General features: G+C 54.8%; 12 protein-coding genes. 10 read left to right on the forward strand and 2 right to left on the reverse strand.

Features of this window, described 5'->3' with window-relative positions:
- The first annotated feature begins 43 nt into the window (after positions 1-43).
- Positions 44-547 carry a tRNA adenosine(34) deaminase TadA gene (tadA, locus tag C5523_RS06800; RefSeq protein ID WP_039079635.1) on the forward strand — a complete coding sequence of 168 codons (504 nt, stop codon included), beginning with the start codon at positions 44-46 and terminating at the stop codon, positions 545-547.
- Here the strand turns inward: tadA and mltF are convergent.
- Positions 540-2,099, reverse strand: coding sequence for a membrane-bound lytic murein transglycosylase MltF (gene mltF / locus C5523_RS06805; protein WP_079496144.1), 1,560 nt, complete (start codon positions 2,097-2,099; stop codon positions 540-542). The two genes, tadA and mltF, sit on opposite strands and share 8 nt — an antisense overlap.
- A 256-nt stretch (positions 2,100-2,355) precedes the next feature.
- On the opposite strand from mltF, the gene purL reads away from it, so the two are divergent.
- From purL to glnB, 8 genes are all read left to right on the forward strand, one after another.
- Positions 2,356-6,243 (forward strand): phosphoribosylformylglycinamidine synthase, encoded by a 3,888-nt coding sequence (gene purL / locus C5523_RS06810; protein ID WP_108700826.1) that lies wholly within the window; start codon positions 2,356-2,358, stop codon positions 6,241-6,243.
- Between the two features lie 124 nt (positions 6,244-6,367).
- Positions 6,368-9,382, forward strand: coding sequence for a hypothetical protein (locus tag C5523_RS06815; RefSeq protein WP_108700827.1), 3,015 nt, complete (start codon positions 6,368-6,370; stop codon positions 9,380-9,382).
- Positions 9,372-10,994 carry a hypothetical protein gene (locus C5523_RS06820; protein WP_108700828.1) on the forward strand — a complete coding sequence of 541 codons (1,623 nt, stop codon included), beginning with the start codon at positions 9,372-9,374 and terminating at the stop codon, positions 10,992-10,994. Before C5523_RS06815 ends, C5523_RS06820 begins: the two co-directional genes overlap by 11 nt.
- A gap of 318 nt (positions 10,995-11,312) precedes the next feature.
- The gene (locus C5523_RS06825) at positions 11,313-13,013 is read left to right on the forward strand and encodes a reverse transcriptase family protein (RefSeq protein ID WP_108700829.1); all 1,701 of its coding nucleotides are present in this window, start codon (positions 11,313-11,315) and stop codon (positions 13,011-13,013) included.
- A gap of 506 nt (positions 13,014-13,519) precedes the next feature.
- Positions 13,520-14,956: a two component system sensor histidine kinase QseE/GlrK gene (qseE, locus tag C5523_RS06830; RefSeq protein ID WP_039079787.1), complete on the forward strand. Its 1,437-nt coding sequence runs from the start codon at positions 13,520-13,522 to the stop codon at positions 14,954-14,956.
- Entirely contained in the window at positions 14,953-15,687 is a 735-nt protein-coding gene (qseG, locus tag C5523_RS06835; protein ID WP_039079640.1) for a two-component system QseEF-associated lipoprotein QseG, read from the forward strand. Before qseE ends, qseG begins: the two co-directional genes overlap by 4 nt.
- On the forward strand, positions 15,684-17,021 hold the full coding sequence (gene glrR, locus C5523_RS06840; RefSeq protein WP_108700830.1) for a two-component system response regulator GlrR: 1,338 nt from the start codon (positions 15,684-15,686) through the stop codon (positions 17,019-17,021). The genes qseG and glrR overlap by 4 nt, the downstream gene beginning before the upstream one ends.
- Before the next feature lie 74 nt (positions 17,022-17,095).
- Complete coding sequence (gene glnB / locus C5523_RS06845) at positions 17,096-17,434, forward strand: nitrogen regulatory protein P-II (protein WP_024549981.1); 339 nt, start codon at positions 17,096-17,098, stop codon at positions 17,432-17,434.
- A gap of 43 nt (positions 17,435-17,477) precedes the next feature.
- Here the strand turns inward: glnB and hmpA are convergent, their stop codons facing one another.
- Entirely contained in the window at positions 17,478-18,668 is a 1,191-nt protein-coding gene (hmpA, locus tag C5523_RS06850) for an NO-inducible flavohemoprotein (RefSeq protein ID WP_108700831.1), read from the reverse strand.
- Between the two features lie 318 nt (positions 18,669-18,986).
- Here hmpA and glyA point away from each other — a divergent pair, with 318 nt between their 5' ends.
- Complete coding sequence (gene glyA / locus C5523_RS06855) at positions 18,987-20,240, forward strand: serine hydroxymethyltransferase (RefSeq protein WP_039079643.1); 1,254 nt, start codon at positions 18,987-18,989, stop codon at positions 20,238-20,240.
- Positions 20,241-20,275: the final 35 nt, after the last annotated feature.

A 20,275-nucleotide genomic window follows, 5' to 3' on the forward strand; every position in this document is an offset into this window, starting at 1 on the left:
GCTGTGTATAATGCGCCCCGCTTGTTAACTGGAGTGTCCCCCTTTGTCCAACCCTGAACTTAACCACGACTACTGGATGCGCCATGCGTTAGCGCTGGCAAAACGCGCGTGGGAAGAAGGCGAAGTGCCGGTTGGCGCGGTGCTGGTCCACAATAATCAGGTTATTGGTGAAGGCTGGAACCGTCCCATTGGCCGCCACGATCCCACCGCACATGCGGAAATCATGGCGCTGCGCCAGGGCGGGATGGTGTTGCAAAACTACCGTCTGATTGATACCACCCTGTACGTTACGCTCGAACCCTGTGTGATGTGTGCCGGGGCGATGGTGCATAGCCGTATCGGCCAGCTTGTCTTCGGTGCGCGTGATGCGAAAACCGGTGCGGCAGGCTCACTGATGGATGTGCTGCACCATCCGGGCATGAACCATCGGGTCGAGATTATCGAAGGGGTTTTACGCGATGAGTGCGCCGGAATGCTAAGCGATTTTTTCCGTCAGCGTCGGCTGGAGAAGAAAGCGCAGAAAAAAGGGCCGGAGCCGCTTATTTAGCCGCGCCTGGCACTTGCACCACCAGTTTGTCCGGTACGGTCAGCGGATTGCGCGGGAAGGCCTCGCCTGGCGTAAAAGCGCTAAAGGGCATGATACCGTAAGGCGCACGATTGAACTCCTCCGCCGCCACCGCCGGATACCCTTGCGCCAGTTGTGATTTCTTCGCCGCCTCTTTCTCTTTTTCCAGCAAATACCCCACCAGGCTGATTTCGTATTTACGGATGTTTTCCACGTAGGCGTAAGCTTCATGCCCACGCGCATACCCATAGGTGAGTTTGCTGTAATAGGGTTTCTGACTCAGCAGCGGCAGGCGCTGTTTTACGTCCGCCCAGCTATCCGGGTTGCCTTTTGTTTTCACCGTGAGCGACCGGGCGTCGAGCATGTGCGCATAGCCCATATTGTAGGCTGCCAGCGCAAACCAGATACGCTCGTCGCGAGGGACGCTGTCAGGTACTTTATCCATCATATCCTGCAGGTAGCGTGCACCGCCGCTGATGCTTTGCTCGGCATCCGTGCGGTCGCTCAGCCCCAGGCTTTGCGCGGTATTGCGGGTAAGCATCATCAGGCCGCGTACGCCGGTGGGGGAGGTAGCCTGGGTATCCCAGTGGGATTCCTGGTATGAAATCGCGGCCAGCAGACGCCAGTCAATATCCTGCGCGTATTTCGTAAACAGCGGCTGGAGATCGGGCAGAACGCTGTCCACCGCACGTAAGAAGGTGCGCGTGTCGACGTAATCAAAATCATCGCCATGACCGAGGTACTTCTCTTCCAGGCGCGCCAGGGTCCCGTCTTCATTAATGTTATTAAAGAAGTCGAGCATCGCCGCCGACAGGGTATTGTCGTCATCGCGGCGGCTAAACCAGGTGACCGGTTGCTCATCGCTGATATCGAGAGCGACGGCCAGTTCCGGATGGACGCGCTGGAACAGACTCACGGCGACCGAATCCGCTACGGTATAGCTGAGTTTGCCGTTCACCACGTCTTCAAGCAGATTATTGGTGCCTGCTTTATCGTCCACCTTCCAGCTCAGATCCGGGAACGTTTTCTCTTTAAGTTCACGTAAATCGTTGATCGCCACATGGCCTGGGGCGATGGTGAGTTGGGTGTCATTGACGGTAGCCAGGCTGCGGGGGCGGTAGCTGCCAACGCGGTAAACCAGTTGCTGCGAAACCCAATAGTAAACCGGGCCCGGCTGGTAGTTTTCGAGGCGCTCATTGTTATAGACCAGCCCGGCTGCCAGCATATCGGCCTTGCCGTGGTCGAGATCATCAAAAAGCTGGCTGATATTCTGGCGTACGGTCACTTTCAGTTTAACGCCAAGATAGCTGGCGAACTGTTGGGCGAGCTCGTAATCAAGCCCGTAAGGTTTATTATCTACACTGGCATACGTCAAAGGGGACGCGATAGTGCTTATGCGAAGCTCGCCCCGCGCCTTGATGGCCGCAACGCGGTTGTCGGCTTTGCCGAACCAGGGGATAGAAGGCCACAGGGCCGCTGCCAGCAGCAGGGTGACGATGCCGATAAGCAGATAATTAATCTTAAATTTTTTCAATTAGTTAATTCTCTGCGCCGTGCGATGCCTCAATAAATAGCCGCCATGAATACAAGGATGTTTATCGGTCGTTGAGCGGCATTTTGCGCAACAATACGCCAGTTGGCAACTAATTAGCGAAGCCGCTACGGTTTGCTGCCAAATGCCACTCAAGATTTTATTTCGACGCAAACGGTTTCGTCACCGCTCAGGATTCTCTATAATGACGCCCGTTTTCCCCCTGATGCACACTTAAAGCTTCGAAGACGAGAGACTTATGATGGAAATTCTGCGTGGTTCGCCTGCACTGTCCGCATTTCGTATCAACAAACTGCTGGCGCGTTTTCAGGCAGCCCGGCTCCCGGTGAGCAATATTTACGCTGAGTATGTCCATTTTGCCGATGTGAACGATCGGCTGAACGAGGAAGAGCTCACGCGGCTGCAACGCCTGCTGAAATATGGTCCGAACTTGAGCAGCCATACCCCAATCGGAAAATTACTTCTCGTTACGCCCCGCCCTGGCACCATCTCCCCTTGGTCTTCTAAAGCAACGGATATCGCGCACAACTGCGACCTTGGCAAAATCAATCGCCTTGAGCGCGGCGTGGCTTACTATGTTGAGGCCTCAACGCTGACCGAAGCGCAATGGGCAAGCGTGGCGGCTGAACTGCATGACCGCATGATGGAGACCGTATTTACCGCCGAAGCGGATGCGGCACGCCTGTTTGAACATCATCAGCCTGCGCCGGTGCAAAGTGTGGATCTGTTAGGTGAAGGGCGTCAGGCGCTGATTGACGCTAACGTGCGTCTCGGCCTTGCACTGGCGGAAGACGAAATTGATTATCTGCAGGATGCGTTTAGCCGCCTTGGCCGCAACCCGAATGATATTGAACTCTACATGTTTGCTCAGGCGAACTCTGAACACTGCCGTCATAAAATCTTCAACGCAGACTGGGTGATTGACGGCAAACAGCAGCCAAAGTCGCTGTTTAAGATGATCAAAAACACCTTCGAGAAAACCCCGGACTATGTGCTGTCTGCCTATAAAGACAACGCTGCGGTGATGGAAGGTTCTGAGGTCGGGCGTTTCTTCGCTGACCACGAGAATGGTCGTTATGACTTCCACCAGGAAGCGGCGCACATTCTGATGAAAGTGGAAACCCACAACCACCCGACGGCGATTTCTCCATGGCCGGGCGCGGCAACCGGTTCTGGTGGTGAAATTCGTGATGAAGGGGCGACCGGACGTGGCGCGAAGCCGAAAGCGGGTCTGGTGGGCTTCTCCGTTTCTAACCTGCGTATTCCGGGTTTTGAACAGCCGTGGGAAGAAGATTTCGGTAAGCCGGAACGTATCGTTTCCGCACTGGATATCATGACCGAAGGCCCACTCGGTGGCGCGGCATTTAACAATGAATTTGGCCGTCCGGCGCTGACCGGATATTTCCGTACTTACGAAGAGAAAGTGAACAGCCACAACGGCGAAGAGCTGCGTGGCTATCACAAGCCGATCATGCTGGCAGGCGGTATCGGCAACATTCGCGCCGATCACGTACAAAAAGGTGAGATCACCGTTGGCGCGAAACTGATCGTCCTCGGCGGCCCGGCGATGAACATCGGTCTGGGCGGCGGCGCTGCCTCCTCCATGGCCTCCGGCCAGTCTGACGCGGACCTGGATTTTGCTTCCGTGCAGCGTGACAACCCGGAAATGGAGCGTCGTTGCCAGGAAGTGATTGACCGCTGCTGGCAACTGGGTGATGCCAACCCGATCCAGTTTATCCATGATGTGGGGGCGGGCGGTCTGTCGAACGCCATGCCGGAACTGGTAAGCGATGGTGGGCGCGGTGGTAAATTCCAGTTGCGCGACATCCTTAGCGACGAACCGGGGATGAGCCCGCTGGAAATCTGGTGTAACGAATCCCAGGAGCGTTATGTCCTGTCCGTTGCGGCCGATCAGTTACCGCTGTTTGATGAACTTTGCCGCCGCGAACGCGCCCCGTACGCAGTGATTGGTGAAGCCGTGGCAGAGCAACATCTGACCATGAGCGACAGCCACTTCGACAACCAGCCGATCGATTTGCCGCTGGATGTGCTGCTGGGTAAAACCCCAAAAATGACCCGCGACGTGCAGACACGTAAAGCGGCCGGTGAAGCCATCGATTCACGTGACATTTCCATTGCGGACGCGGTAAACCGTGTGCTGCATCTGCCTGCCGTCGCCGAGAAAACCTTCCTGGTGACCATCGGCGACCGTACCGTCACCGGTATGGTGTCGCGCGATCAGATGGTTGGCCCGTGGCAGGTGCCTGTCGCTAACTGTGCGGTGACCACCGCCAGCCTGGACAGCTACTACGGCGAAGCGATGTCCATCGGTGAGCGTGCGCCGGTGGCACTGCTGGACTTCGCCGCCTCTGCCCGTCTGGCGGTCGGTGAGTCCCTGACCAACATGGCGGCCACGCAAATCGGTGAACTCAACCGCATTAAGCTCTCGGCAAACTGGATGTCCGCAGCCGGTCATCCGGGTGAAGACGCCGGGTTGTACGACGCGGTAAAAGCCGTGGGTGAGGAACTCTGCCCGGCGCTGGGCCTGACCATTCCGGTGGGTAAAGACTCCATGTCGATGAAGACCCGCTGGCAGGAAGGTCACGAGCAGCGCGAGATGACCTCGCCGTTGTCGCTGGTGATCACCGCTTTTGCCCGCGTCGAAGATGTGCGTCGTACCGTGACGCCGCAACTTTCTACCGAAGACAACGCCCTGCTGTTGATTGATCTGGGTAAAGGCCACAATGCGCTGGGCGCAACCGCGCTGGCGCAGGTTTACCGTCAACTGGGCGATAAAACTGCCGATGTGCGTGATGTCCAGCAACTGAAAGGTTTCTGGAATGCGATGCAGGCGCTGGTGGCAGAGGGCAAACTGCTGGCCTGGCATGACCGTTCCGACGGTGGTCTGCTGGTGACGCTGGCCGAAATGGCGTTTGCCGGTCACTGTGGTGTGAATGTGGATATCGCCGCACTGGGCCAGGATCATCTGGCGGCGCTGTTTAACGAAGAACTGGGTGGCGTCATTCAGGTTCGTGCCGCGGACCGTGAAGCTGTAGAAGCGCTGCTGGCGGCAAACGGTCTGGCGGATTGTGTTCACTACCTGGGTCAGGCCACGGCGAGCGATCGGTTTGTTATCGAGGCGGCAGGTCAGGCTGTGTTCAGCGAAAGTCGTACCACCCTGCGTATGTGGTGGGCAGAGACCACCTGGCAGATGCAGCGCCTGCGTGACAACCCGGAATGCGCTGACGAAGAGCATCAGGCGAAAGCCAACGATAGCGATCCGGGTCTGAACGTGAAGCTCTCTTTCGATATTAACGAAGACATTGCTGCACCGTATATTGCGACCGGCGCGCGCCCGAAAGTGGCGGTACTGCGTGAGCAGGGCGTTAACTCCCACGTGGAGATGGCAGCGGCGTTTTACCGTGCGGGCTTTGATGCCATCGACGTCCACATGAGCGATCTGCTGGCCGGGCGTACCGGTCTGGAAGATTTCCAGGCGCTGGTTGCCTGTGGCGGTTTCTCTTACGGTGACGTACTGGGCGCGGGTGAAGGTTGGGCGAAATCAATTCTGTTCAACAACCGCGTGCGCGATGAGTTCGAAACCTTTTTCCACCGTCCGCAGACGCTGGCGCTGGGCGTATGTAACGGCTGCCAGATGATGTCTAACCTGCGTGAACTGGTGCCGGGCAGTGAGTTGTGGCCACGTTTTGTGCGTAACCACTCTGACCGCTTCGAAGCGCGTTTCAGCCTGGTCGAAGTGACCCAAAGTCCGTCGCTGCTGCTGCAGGGTATGGTCGGTTCACAAATGCCTATCGCGGTTTCCCACGGTGAAGGCCGCGTGGAAGTGCGCGATGATGCCCATCTGGCTCAGCTTGAAAGCAAAGGTCTGGTGGCGCTGCGCTTTGTCGATAACTTCGGTAAAGTGACCCAAACCTATCCGGCTAACCCGAACGGTTCGCCAAACGGTATTACCGCGGTTACCAACGAAAGTGGTCGCGTGACGCTGATGATGCCGCATCCGGAGCGTGTGTTCCGTACGGTTTCTAACTCCTGGCACCCGGAAAACTGGGGCGAGGACAGCCCGTGGATGCGTATCTTCCGCAATGCGCGTAAGCAGTTAGGTTAACCCCGTCCAGCACGCCCGGCCCACATGGTCGGGCGTGCTTCCTCTTTCCGGTTGCTTATCTAAAAGACAGAACTGGCGATATTGAGTACAATCGTTTCCGGCGCTAACAGGGAAGGGAACGGTTATGAAGCTGATTAAAAAGGTAAAATTAACCTTTACGCAGGGAGCCTCAGACAAGGTCTATGAGGTGGATCTCTGTGAACAGCCTGGCAACGAAGTGAATCGTTACTGGGTGAATTTTCGCTACGGACGGCGTGGCGGCACGTTACGGGAAGGGACAAAAACGCCTGCCCCCGTTGATTTCACCAATGCCGAGGCTATTTTCGCAAGCGTAGTGGTTGCCAAAACCAACAAAGGCTACGTTGAGGCCGGTTCGCTTTCCTCCTCCGCTGTCAGTGCTTTCTCTTCTTCGTTACACACCTTAATCCGCCAAATCGATCGCATTAAAGAGAGCGAACAACGAGCCCGAAGCATATGGCGACTCCCTCAGCAGCCGAACGCTATGCTGGCAGACTGGCTGGAAAAGGGGCTTAACGAGGAACATCACTGGCTGGAAAATTACGCCCGTCTCTGGACGCTGGGGCGCACGGGAAATCAGCACAACCTGGCGCGTGTAAGACTCTTTCTTGAAAGCCCATATTCGCCATTAAACAACCTTGCTTATGAAGTGTATCTGCGTCTGGGTGACGATGACGATATCGCTGTGCTGCGGCAAAACTTGCTGGCATCGTTACCGTCAGAGCTGTCCCAGGCGTTAGCAGTTGGTGATACTGGGGCAATCGATGCGCAACTTCAGCGCCATATTAATGAACAGAATCCCAACGCGAGTACATTACTCAAAACGCTCTATCGGGTAGCGCTGGACAACCCGCTATTGCATCAAGGCCTGATTCGTCTGCTATGTGTTCTGCCTCTGCGCCCTAATCTGTTTAAAGGTGTGCGCTACCTGTTCAAAATGGCCGAGTTCCGCCTGGATGCGCCGGTGTTTGCCCTGCTGGCCTGGCGTTTTGATACTACGCGGGAATTTTATTCTGCCCAGTGGGACGGCGTCTGGGTGAACGGCGTAGGCTATCTCAAACCCAGTCAGGAACTTCTGCGCGACGATAGCAGGCTGGCCTATTCGCGTAAAACGCGCGACTACCTGCGGCGCCGTAGCTGGCGTGCCCTGCGGCGTCTCGGTGCCCGTGGCGACGCTCGCTATGTCGATATGGCCTGCGCGCTTCTGCTCCAGTATAAGAAAGAATACCTGGTTGCAGAAAAGCAGAGTGATTCAGGCGTTTTCGCCAGCGATGCGCATCTCTTCGCGTGGAACGCCATTTTGCGTTTACATCACCCTCACTATCAGCGCCACAGGCAGAGAGCGTTATGGATTCGGGTCAGCGATGAAAAGGATGAACGCCGCGTCGAGGCATTTCCACAACTCTGGGATCAGCGCCCTGATGCACTGCTGACGTTATTGTGCCTGAGCGAGAGTGAAGCCGTTTGCACGTTTGCGCTCAGGGCAATGAAAGATAATGCCTCCTTCTGCCAGGACCTCACCGATAGCCAACTGGTGCAGTTGCTGGCTCGTCCGTTCCCGCTCATTGCCGATTTTGTGCTCTCGCTTCTTACTGCGCGTTCGCTCACTCCTGAGCTGCTGCTGGGGCTGATTAACAGTGTCCACCCGCAAGCGCGCAGCCTGGCGCTAACCCATTTAAACAGCATTAGCGCACTGTTTGACGAAGCCGAACTGGTTACCGCGCTTTTGCTGGCTGACGATGCGCAGATCAGCGCGTGGTTAGAAGAGCGTTTTTCCCGGCAGCCTCTAACTACCTCGCAACAGGTGACGTTAACACGGGCGCTTTTGCTCCGGCTTACCGACGCGCAGACCACCTTTTCTGAGCAACATGCCCTCTGGTTGTCGATGTGCCTGGTGAGCCATCTGCCTGCCATGGCCCCGTTGCTGACGACTGAGAATTTCAGCGAGCTGCTCGCCCATCCCGATACGGGTGTGCAGCTTTTAGCCGCCCGGTTGTTGGTGAGTTCCGATTTGGCGCAGAGCCCGCTTTCGCAAGCCCTGCTGGTTCAGATTCACAACTCGCCTGTCGCGGCTATCCGCGCCGCGGGCATCGCGCTGTTAGGCAAACAAAATCCGGAATTAGTCTTGCTGCAGTTACCGCAGCTAATTGATCTGCTCCAGTGCGGTGAGGCAGAAGAGCGACAAGCCTGTTACACGCTTCTGGGGCAACTGGCCGGGCAGCATGCTGCTGAGGTCTTTGCGGGATTATTCCCCTTAGTTTTTAAAAAAGAAGCCCACGAAGGCGCACACCAGGCGCTGTTAACGTTCTTCACGCACAAGCTTAATGCCTGCCTGCTATCCCTGGATAAAGACACCATCTGGCGGCTGATTCATGCCAGATCGCTGGCGGCGCAAAGCCTGGGACGTGAGTGTCTTCTGGCCCGTTCTCCGCTGGCGTGGAGCGTGAATCAATGGGTGGCGTTGGCAAATCACCCTGACCATTATATTCGTGATTATGCGTTGAAGGCCTTCACGTCACATGTAGATGTTGTCCGCGAACAGAGCAGTGCTGCGCTGGAGCTATTGGAAAGCGACTGGCCCGCAACCCGAGAATTTGGTTTTGCGTATTTCCGCCAGAACTACCCCTCCCCAGGCTGGACCCCGGAGCTGATCGTCAAGGTCTGCGACAGCAACCGCGACGATGTGCAGGCTTACGGTCGGGAACTGTTACAAACGTTCTTCCAGCGCGAGCAGGGGGAAGCGTACCTGTTAAAGCTGAGCCAGCATCCGTCATTGACAGTACAGACCTTTGTGACCCATTTTTTTGACGAGTATGCGGCCGGAAAGCCCGATGTCATCCTGGCGCTGAAACCTTGTTTCCTGACAATCCTTTCCCAGGTTAACCGTGGGCGTGTCGCTAAAGACAGGACGCTTGCTTTTCTTACGCAGCAGGCGGCTGCCAGCCCGTTAGTGCTTGAGATGGTGGCGTCATTGCTGACTCGTCTGTCGCTGACAGTGGTGCAAAAAGACAAAGCGCCGCTGATCAAGGCCATGCTTCAACTGCAAAAACAGTATCCCCATTTGAATTTGCCGCTGGACATTATTGCCCGACCCGAACAAGGAGCGCCTCATGCAGGTTAGTTATCGTTATCAGGGAAAGAGTCAGGCCTCGGATAACGGTTTGACGTTCTCGCCAGATAGCCTTCGCCCACCGGCGTTCTTCGTCGGTGAGCTCAGGCAGAAACTGGCGTTTCGCGAGGCCATCTCCGCGCTGCATAACGTGGTGGTATCGGACATGCGTTTTCAGCCAAAAGATAAAACCGACTATCGGCGCTGGCTGGCGGGAGAAGAACAGCGGTTATTAGCGGAATTTATTGCGCAGAAAAGCCAGCTTGAGCAAGAAGCGAATGAGATAAGCGGGCGATTACATGTGCTGAACAAAGAGGCTGCAACGCTGCTTGCACCTTACCATGAGGCGCAAAAAGCTTATTTCAATTATCTCTATAAAAACGATATTGATGCCTGGTATGTGTTGGATCCGGTGATCACTGTGCATCCCGATGAAGTCTTTTTTGAGTGTTTTTCTGAGGATGAATCGAGCTACGGCAAACTGAGTTGTCATTACGATGTTTTTGACAACATTAGCGAGCGTGCCTTTGGGACCACCAACATCGACTATTCCGAAGGGCTCTACCAGGCATTTCAGAAAATCCGTGATTATCACCCGACGCAGTTAAAAATTGATCCGGACGGCTTCGCCATTCAGACGGACGGCAGCGAGTGTGAAGAGAAGAAAATCGATCTGCCGGACAGTTGGGTGCGCGGTTTTTTACAAGTCAGCTCGGCGATGACCCTGCCTATGGTGAAATTCTCGCTTGCGCCCATGGATATGCACAATATTTGCTTTCGTCTCAGGCGTAAAAAAGAGCGTAGCGGGCCGCGCTCGCTGCGTTTTGAGCTGACGCCGGGGCAGCCCGTCAAAGTGATTTTTGAGCCGTGGAATGAAACCCTGGTTTGCCCACGTTCGCTCTACAACGGCGACCAGCCGCGTTCCATACGTGTCTGGGGACGGCGCAGACTGCATATCCTCGAACGTCTGATCCCGATAGCTGAAAAATTCGATGTCTGCCTTCTGGACGATGGTATGCCTTCATTCTGGACCGCAGATTTAGGGGCGATGAGTTTTACGCTCGGCCTGTCCGGCTGGAGCGCGAATGACTGGTCGGCCCAGGGTAATTTTGATTTGCTCGCGCCACGCCAGACAGTTGATACCCTCACGCTGGAGCGGGTTTATCAGGCACTGAGCAAGCGCCATATGGCTTCATGCGCCTCTCTTGCCACCGAACTGGGGCTGGACGAAAGCATAGTAAAAGCGGCGCTGGCAGCCTACAGCCAGCATGGTCAGGTGCTCTATGACCTTAATAAAGATCTCTATCGTATTCGCGCGCTCTGCCGCGAGCCGATCCCACTGGAACAACTGCGCTTTAGTAACGAACGGGAAGAGAAGGCTATCAACTTCGTCAACGCCAGCCTGGTGCAGGTAGAAAGCGCCCTGAGTAATACCACCGGAACGCAAATGCGCGGTCAGGTTCTGGATAATGCCGTACGGTACAACGTTTCCCTGATGCTGGATACAGACCAGCGGCTGACGGTGGGCGAGTGCAATTGTCACTATTTCCATCAGAACCGACTGCGTCGTGGTCCGTGTGAACATATGCTGGCATTGCGGCTGGCAGCAAAGGTAAAAGCATGATGAAAAGGACTTTTTCTGCTGTTATACTCGACGTTAATAGCGGCGTGGCAAGGAAACCTTGCATCCCGGATGGTGGATCGCCATTCAGGTTTTATGACTGCCCACGCGTCACTGATGCCATCTTCACTGGGCAGAGTGTGAGTACCTGTCACTATTGCAGTATGGCTTCAACGAAGCCAATGAGTGACAGGTACTCCACTCTGCGTCGAGTGGATAACCTCAGTACCAGGAACGCTTCGAAGGCCTTATTCGCCACGCCGCTATCCCTCCCGGTCATCCCCGTATTCTCTTGTCCATCACGGTCAGGGGGCGTTCGTTATGTCTGAATCTTCAAAGCTGACCCGCCAGCAAATTTACGAGCGCATCCGCGAAACCAGTAAAGAGGAGTACATCCTCGCTGAAATGATCCGTCTGGGTTTCTGGGATGAAACGCAGGATAAACCCGCTCTCACCGCAGAATTTATTGCTCAACGTGCGGCATTACAGAAACAGCTTGCGGAGCTGGGGCAGAAACAACGGCTTTATGATGACCCGCAAAAAGCATTGCGGGAATTGCACAAGACGCGCAAAAAAGCGGCCCTGGAGAAACGCGAGCAAACCCGCATTGCCCGTAACGAAGCGCGCTATGCGCGTGCGTTGCAATGGCATCAAAAGCAGCAAGCAGAGATAACCTGGCTGGGGGAGGGTGTTTCATTTGGCCTCGCCGATACCGCGCACAACGAAGCCCGATTACAAGCGCAGAAGCTGCCCTTGCTTGCAGACAGCCAGGCTCTGGCATCTGCAATGGGCATCACGATTAATGAGCTGCGTTTTCTTTGCTTCCAGAAAAACGTCTCCCGAGTAAACCATTACCGGCGTTTTTCCCTCGCTAAAAAAAATGGCGGTGAGCGACTGATTTCGGCGCCTATGCCACGCATGAAGCGCGCGCAGTACTGGATTCTGGAAAACATTCTGAATCGTGTGAAGTTACACGAAGCAGCCCACGGTTTTGTTACCGGGCGCAGCATTTTGAGCAATGCGCTGCCGCATGTGAACCAGGCAATAGTGGTCAATCTGGATATGGAAAACTTCTTCCCGACGGTGAATTACCGCCGGGTAAAAGGTTTATTTCGCCAGTTAGGTTATGCGGAGCAGTTGGCCACTGAACTGGCTTTGTTAACTACGGAACCTGAGGTTACGCAGGTGGCACTGGATGGCGAGACCTGGTTTGTGCAGGAAGATGCACGTTTCCTGCCGCAGGGCGCGCCAACCAGTCCGGCGATTTCCAATATCATCTGCCGTCGTCTCGACAGCCGTTTGCAGGCAATGGCACAGAAGCTTGGCTTTGTTTATACCCGTTATGCTGACGACATGACCTTTTCCAGTGCGCAGCCGTCCGCCAACGTGCAACAGCTATTATGGCGCTGCAAGCAAATTGTTCAGGATGAAGGTTTTAAGATCCACCCTGAGAAAACACGGGTCATGCGCAAGCCGCAAAAGCAGGAAGTCACCGGTATTGTGGTGAATGAAAAGCCCTCCGTGGATCGCAAAACGCTAAAACGCTTTCGCGCATTGCTGTTTCAGATTGCAAAAGATGGAATGGAAGGAAAGCGCTGGGGATCGGGCGAGCTGATGGCGAGCCTTGAAGGCTATGCTAATTTCGTGACAATGGTGGCCCCTGAGAAGGGCATTGTTTTGCAAAAGCAGGTCACCGACCTGAAAAGTCAATATGGATATACAACCCAGCCGGGGCGAATTACAGCGCTGAACAAGAAGTTGTTCCGGGCAAAAGCCGCCCGTGGGGAATCGCCACGTGATAACTGGTGGCAGGCGCAAGAAGCCCCGCCACCCGTTCTGGAACAAACCGCGCAGCAGCAGGCAACGCAAAAGGCGACATCATCAGCGACAGAGGCGTTGCATTTCGACGCGCAGCCTGAGGCTCATGCCGGTCAGGTGCCTGATAAGTCTCGTTCCCCTTTACGTTTCTTCTGGGTGCTTATCCTTGTGCTGCTGATTATGATTCTGGCGCGGATGTTTTAAATGTTATCTGTGTCATGTTGCAGTGTCGGGAAACCGCGACAAAGCCACTGTTCTGATGTCTCCAAAAGGAGACACTTAATTCTTTGATTTATATAGTTGATGTGTTTGTGGTAAAAGGGTGTTGCTGATCGGAGACAGTTAGCGTGAAAATCATTCAACCGCTATTCAACGCCTGAATGTTGTTAACTTCTTATATTTCAGTCGGTTAATATTTTGTTTTGCGTTTTGGCATAAGTGTTGCATAATAATAACCAGTGGCTCATTCACCTTCTTATGTCAGCCCCTTCGGGACGTGCTACATAAACTTCGAATGACGCACTTAAAGGTGCCTGCCGTCCAACTGCTGATAAAAGTTCGCTTTTTCAGATATCGGGCGAAACGTCGAGTTAGGCACCGCCTAATTTCTAAGCAAAGCCGGGTTTATACCCGGCTTTGCTTTTTCTGGCTTCCCCGTAGCACATTACTCAGCTAGCATCCTGTTAAACCCGATTTGCGAGAGTATTGCGTTGAAACGCTGGCCCATTTTTCCCCGCTCCCTACGCCAGGTCGTTATGATGGCGTTCTTACTGATCTTATTGCCTTTGTTGGTGCTTGCCTGGCAGGCATGGCAAAGCCTGAATGCCCTGAGCGCCCAGGCGGCACAAACGAATCGCACCACCCTTATCGATGCCCGACGCAGCGAGGCGATGACCAATGCTGCGCTGGAAATGGAACGCAGTTACCGTCAGTACTGCGTGCTGGACGACGCAACCCTGTCAAAGGTGTATCAGAGCCAACGTAAACGCTACAGCGAGATGCTGGATGCCCATGCAGGCGTGTTACCGGACGAAAAACTCTACCAGGCGCTGCGTCAGGATTTGAACGATCTCGCTCAGTTACAGTGCAAAAGCAGTGGCCCAACCGCAGAGGCGTCCGCACGACTCGAAGCCTTTGCGGCGGCGAATACCGAGATGGTGCAGTCAACGCGGCAGGTGGTGTTCTCCCGTGGACAGCAGTTGCAGCAGGAAATTGCCGAGCGCGGTCAGTTCTTCGGCTGGCAGGCACTGGTGCTGTTTCTGGTTAGCCTCGCGATGGTGCTGCTGTTTACACGGATGATTATCGGCCCGGTGAAGGGCATTGAACGGATGATCAACCGATTGGGGGAAGGGCGCTCCCTTGGGCATACGGTAGTCTTTAAAGGCCCGCGTGAGTTGCGCTACGTGGGGGAACGCATCATCTGGCTAAGTGAACGCCTTTCCTGGCTTGAATCACAGCGTCATCAATTTTTACGCCATATCTCTCATGAACTGAAAACCCCGCTTGCCAGCATGCGTGAAGGGACGGAACTGCTTGCCGATCAGGTCGTCGGGCCGTTAACAGTGGAGCAGGAAGAGGTGGTGGCTATCCTCGATGACAGCAGCCGTAATCTGCAAAAACTGATTGAACAATTACTCGACTACAACCGGAAACTGGCGGATGGCGCGGTTGAACTCGAAGACGTTGAGATCGAGCCGCTGGTGGATATGGTTCTTACGGCTCACAGTTTGCCCGCGCGAGCTAAAATGATGCATACCGAGGTTGTGCTGGATGCGGCTTCATGCTGGTCTGAGCCGATGTTACTGATGAGCGTGCTGGATAATCTTTATTCGAACGCGGTGCACTATGGGGCTGAATCCGGTAACATTTATATTCACAGCTATCTTGCAGGCTCGCGGCTGCGTATTGAGATATCCAATACCGGTACGCCGATTCCTGAGGCGGAACGCAGTATGATTTTTGAACCCTTTTTCCAGGGGAGCCATCAGCGTAAAGGCGCGGTGAAGGGGAGTGGCCTGGGGTTAAGCATCGCCAGAGACTGCGTTCGCCGTATGCACGGCGAGTTGCATCTGGTGGACGTCGATCATGCAGATGTCTGTTTTCGCATTGAGCTACCGCTTAATGCGTCGGAAAAATCCAACAAATGAAGCGAAATCAGGTGAGTATGTCGCACGTTTTTTCCCGCGTGGCTGGCGCGGTGTTGTTGCCTAAGAAAATGCTTCGTGCATTGCCCTGCCTGCTGCTGGCAGGTTGTGTATCCCAGACGCCTGAGCATGCTGTACATGAACAATTCGAAGAGCAGCTTCCGGAACATCAACTGGCCGATTTCCTGCTGACGGACTGCGGTAATATCTGGTCATTAACCGGCCAGGCTTTCGATACCAACCCGTTATTCTGGCTGCGCAGTATGGATTGCGCCGGGCGCCTGGCGCCAGCAGAAGCGCGTGCTGAGGCGCGCGTCTGGCCCGACGATACGTGGCAGGACGCCTTTAAGCGCGGCATTTTACTGTCGAGTGCGAAAATTACCCCACTGGAACGGCGTGAGAATATCACGCGTCTTGATGTGTTAAGCCCGCAAATTCCCGCACCTGTGCGTCCGCTTTATCAGCTCTGGCGCGACGGTCAGACATCACAGCTCCAGCTTGCAGAAGAGCGTGGTCGTTATGGCAAGCTCCAGCAGTCGACGGATGCCGAGCTGGATACCTTACGCCAGCAGCAACAATTTCTGCGTGAGCAACTGGACACGACCACGCGAAAACTGGAAAACCTGACCGATATAGAACGTCGGCTCTCCAGCCGCAAACCGGCGGGCAATGATCTACCGGATAGCGCGCGCCCCGCAAGGACCGAAACGAAACAAGAGGACGCGAAACCATGACCAGCCGAAAACCTGCCCATCTGCTGCTGGTGGATGACGATCCGGGCCTGTTAAAACTGCTCGGTTTGCGTCTGACCAGTGAAGGCTACAGCATTGTCACTGCCGAGAGCGGGCAGGAGGGGCTTCGCGTGCTGGCTCGCGAGAAAGTGGACCTGGTCATCAGCGACCTGCGTATGGATGAGATGGACGGTATGCAACTGTTCACGGAGATCCAGAAGGTGCAGCCGGGTATGCCCGTCATTATTCTCACCGCACATGGTTCCATTCCGGATGCGGTCGCCGCAACGCAGCAGGGGGTATTCAGCTTCCTGACCAAGCCGGTCGATAAAGATGCATTGTACAAGGCGATTGATGATGCGCTGGAGCACTCTGCACCCGCCTCAGACGATCAGTGGCGCGATACGATCATTACCCGCAGCCCGGTCATGCTGCGCCTGCTTGAGCAGGCGAGAATGGTGGCGCAGTCTGATGTCAGCGTGCTGATTAACGGCCAGAGCGGGACCGGGAAAGAGATCCTTGCGCAGGCGATCCACAATGCCAGTCCGCGCAGCAAAAATGCCTTTATCGCCATCAACTGTGGTGCGTTACCGGAGCAGTTGCTGGAATCTGAACTCTTTGGTCACGCGCGCGGTGCCTTTACCGGCGCGGTCAGCAGCCGTGAGGGGCTCTTCCAGGCGGCAGAAGGCGGTACGCTGTTTCTTGATGAAATCGGCGATATGCCCATTCCGCTACAGGTTAAACTGCTGCGTGTGTTGCAGGAACGCAAAGTCCGGCCGCTCGGCAGCAACCGTGATATCGACATCAATGTGCGGATTATCTCCGCGACCCACCGCGACTTGCCTAAAGCGATGGCGCGCGGCGAATTTCGTGAAGACCTGTTTTATCGCCTGAATGTGGTTAACCTCAAAATCCCGGCGCTGGCGGAACGTGCGGAGGATATCCCGCTGCTGGCCAACCACCTGTTGCGTCAGGCGGCTGACAGACATAAACCCTTTGTGCGCGCTTTTTCCACCGATGCGATAAAACGGCTGATGACCGCAGGCTGGCCGGGTAACGTGCGCCAACTGGTCAACGTCATTGAGCAATGTGTAGCGCTGACCTCATCGCCGGTCATCAGCGACGCGCTGGTTGAGCAGGCGCTGGAAGGTGAGAACACGGCCCTGCCCACGTTTGTGGAGGCACGGAATCAGTTTGAGCTCAATTACCTGCGCAAGCTGCTGCAAATCACCAAAGGTAACGTCACCCACGCGGCGAGGATGGCCGGGCGCAACCGTACTGAATTTTACAAATTGCTCTCGCGCCATGAACTGGATGCCAACGACTTTAAAGAGTAATGGCGTAGTGAATATGGTAGTGTGAGCAACCGATTACGAAGTAGCTTACTGGCAAGCGTTTTTAAGGACCAACCATGAAAAAGATTGATGCAATTATTAAACCTTTCAAACTGGATGACGTGCGTGAAGCGCTGGCCGAAGTCGGCATTACCGGGATGACGGTGACCGAAGTGAAAGGGTTTGGTCGCCAGAAAGGCCATACCGAACTGTACCGTGGTGCAGAGTACATGGTGGACTTTCTGCCGAAAGTAAAAATCGAAATCGTTGTCACCGATGATATCGTTGAGACCTGCGTAGATACCATTATCCGCACGGCCCAGACCGGTAAAATCGGCGACGGTAAGATTTTTGTCTTCGATGTTGCCCGCGTGGTACGTATCCGTACCGGCGAAGAAGACGACGCGGCTATCTGATCCTCTCCCTCACCCTGGCGGGTGAGGGCTATTCTTCCTGCTCTTACAGCACCTTGTGCGGGCCAAAACATTCGTAATGAATGTTCTCTGCCTTCATCCCCAGCCCGACCAGTTGCTTCGCGGCAAATTGCATAAACGCCACCGGACCACAAAGATAAAACTGCATGGCCGGATCGCTGAATGCCGACTCGTGCTTACTCAGATCCATCAACCCTTCGCTATCAAAGGCCTGCGCCTGTTTATCAAAATGGGTAGGCGCGCGATACCAGACATGAGACGTCACGCGAGGCAGTTTGCTGCTCAGTGTTTTCACCTCATCGGCAAAGGCGTGAACATCGCCATTTTCTGCTGCATGAAACCAGTTTACCTGGGCTTTATGTCCAGCCCGGGCGAGTGTATCGAGCATCGCCAGCATTGGTGTCTGGCCGACGCCTGCGGAGATGAGCGTAACCGGGGTGTTGCCCTCGACATCCATAAAGAAGTCACCTGCCGGGGCCGCCAGATGTACCACGTCGCCGACCTGCGCGCGCTGATGCAGCCAGGTTGAGACCTGCCCACCTTCTTCACGTTTAACCGCAATACGATAATGTTTACCGTCAGGGGCGCGTGTCAGGGAGTACTGGCGGATTTCCTGATAAGCAAATTCTTCCGGTTTGAGCCAGATGCCGATGTATTGCCCCGGACGGAAATCAGCAACGGGTTGCCCATCAACAGGGGCGAATTCAAAACTGGTGATTAACGTGCTTTGCCCGGTTTTTTCCACCAGACGAAACGGGCGCGTTCCTTCCCAGCCGCCGGTTTTGCTCGCATTTTCATCATACAGTTGCGCTTCTCGCTGAATAAAGACGCCAGCCAATACCCCATAAGCTTTACCCCATGCATCGAGGACTTCCTGGCCTGGGCTGAACATCTCATCAAGGGTCGCCAGCAGATGATGGCCGACAATGTCGTATTGCGCAGGCTGGATCTGAAAGCTGGTGTGTTTTTGGGCAATCTTTTCCACTGCTGGCAGTAACGCGGCGAGGTTATCAAGGTTGCTGGCATAGGCCGCAATAGCGTTGAACAATGCTTCGCGCTGATCGCCGTTACGCTGATTGCTCATGTTGAAAATGTCTTTGAGCTCGGGATTGTGCGTAAACATCCGGTCATAAAAATGGGCGGTCAGTTTTGGACCGGTTTCCAGCAGCAGAGGAATGGTGGCTTTCACTGTCGCGATGGTTTGAACGTCAAGCATAGTCGCTTCCTGTCAGGTGATTTATAAGATGTATTTAAAATGCATCTTATAGGCGAGGCTGCGGGGTTGTAAAGAGGAAAGCGGCTGCGGCGATGAATTTCAACGTGAAGAAGTTGCATCACAAACGTGAAAAGAATTCCGTTGCAAAGGCAAAGTGCATTATCTCTCAAACCCTTGTCTGGCGCGTAGCCAATCGTTTGCGTAAAAACCTTTGTCAAGACCTGTTATCGCGATATGAATCAGTTATACTGTGAGCCGTTCCCCAAAACGGGCCCTCAAATTTGAGTTGCTTTATTGTTAGCTGAGCAGGAGATGCGGATGTTAAAACGTGAAATGAACATTGCCGATTATGATGCCGAATTGTGGCAGGCTATGGAGCAGGAAAAAGTACGTCAGGAAGAACACATTGAACTGATCGCCTCCGAGAACTACACCAGCCCGCGTGTAATGCAGGCACAGGGCTCTCAGCTGACCAACAAATATGCCGAAGGTTATCCGGGCAAACGCTACTACGGCGGTTGCGAGTATGTCGATATCGTTGAACAACTGGCTATCGACCGTGCAAAAGAGCTGTTCGGCGCTGACTACGCGAACGTACAGCCGCACTCCGGTTCTCAGGCTAACTTTGCGGTCTACACCGCGCTGCTGCAGCCGGGCGATACCGTGCTGGGTATGAACCTGGCGCAAGGCGGCCACCTGACTCACGGCTCCCCGGTTAACTTCTCCGGTAAACTGTACAACATCATCCCTTACGGTATCGATGAGTCCGGTAAAATTGACTATGAAGACATGGCGAAGCAGGCTCAGGAACACAAACCGAAGATGATCATCGGTGGTTTCTCTGCTTACTCCGGTATCGTTGACTGGGCAAAAATGCGTGAAATCGCAGACAGCATCGGCGCATACCTGTTCGTTGACATGGCGCACGTTGCCGGTCTGATTGCGGCAGGCGTTTACCCGAACCCGGTTCCACACGCTCACGTCGTCACGACGACCACGCACAAAACCCTGGCGGGTCCGCGCGGTGGCCTGATCCTGGCGAAAGGCGGTAACGAAGAGCTGTACAAAAAACTGAACTCCGCTGTGTTCCCAAGCGCACAGGGCGGCCCGCTGATGCACGTCATCGCCGCGAAAGCCGTCGCGCTGAAAGAAGCGATGGAGCCAGAGTTCAAAGTCTACCAGCAGCAGGTTGCTAAGAACGCGAAAGCAATGGTGGAAGTGTTCCTGAATCGTGGCTACAAAGTGGTCTCCGGCGGTACGGAAAACCATCTGTTCCTGCTGGATCTGGTTGACAAAAACCTCACCGGTAAAGAAGCTGACGCCGCGCTGGGCCGCGCCAACATCACCGTTAACAAAAACAGCGTGCCGAACGATCCGAAGAGCCCGTTCGTCACCTCCGGTATCCGTATCGGCTCCCCGGCCGTAACGCGCCGCGGCTTTAAAGAAGCGGAAGTGAAAGAGCTGGCTGGCTGGATGTGTGACGTGCTGGACAACATCAATGATGAAGCGGTTATCGAGCGCGTCAAAGGTAAAGTTCTGGATATCTGCGCACGCTTCCCGGTTTATGCATAAGCCCTGAAAGCATACAAAAATGCCCGCATCTTGCG

The organism is Phytobacter sp. SCO41 (assembly GCF_003073275.1).
Lineage (GTDB): Bacteria > Pseudomonadota > Gammaproteobacteria > Enterobacterales > Enterobacteriaceae > Phytobacter > Phytobacter diazotrophicus.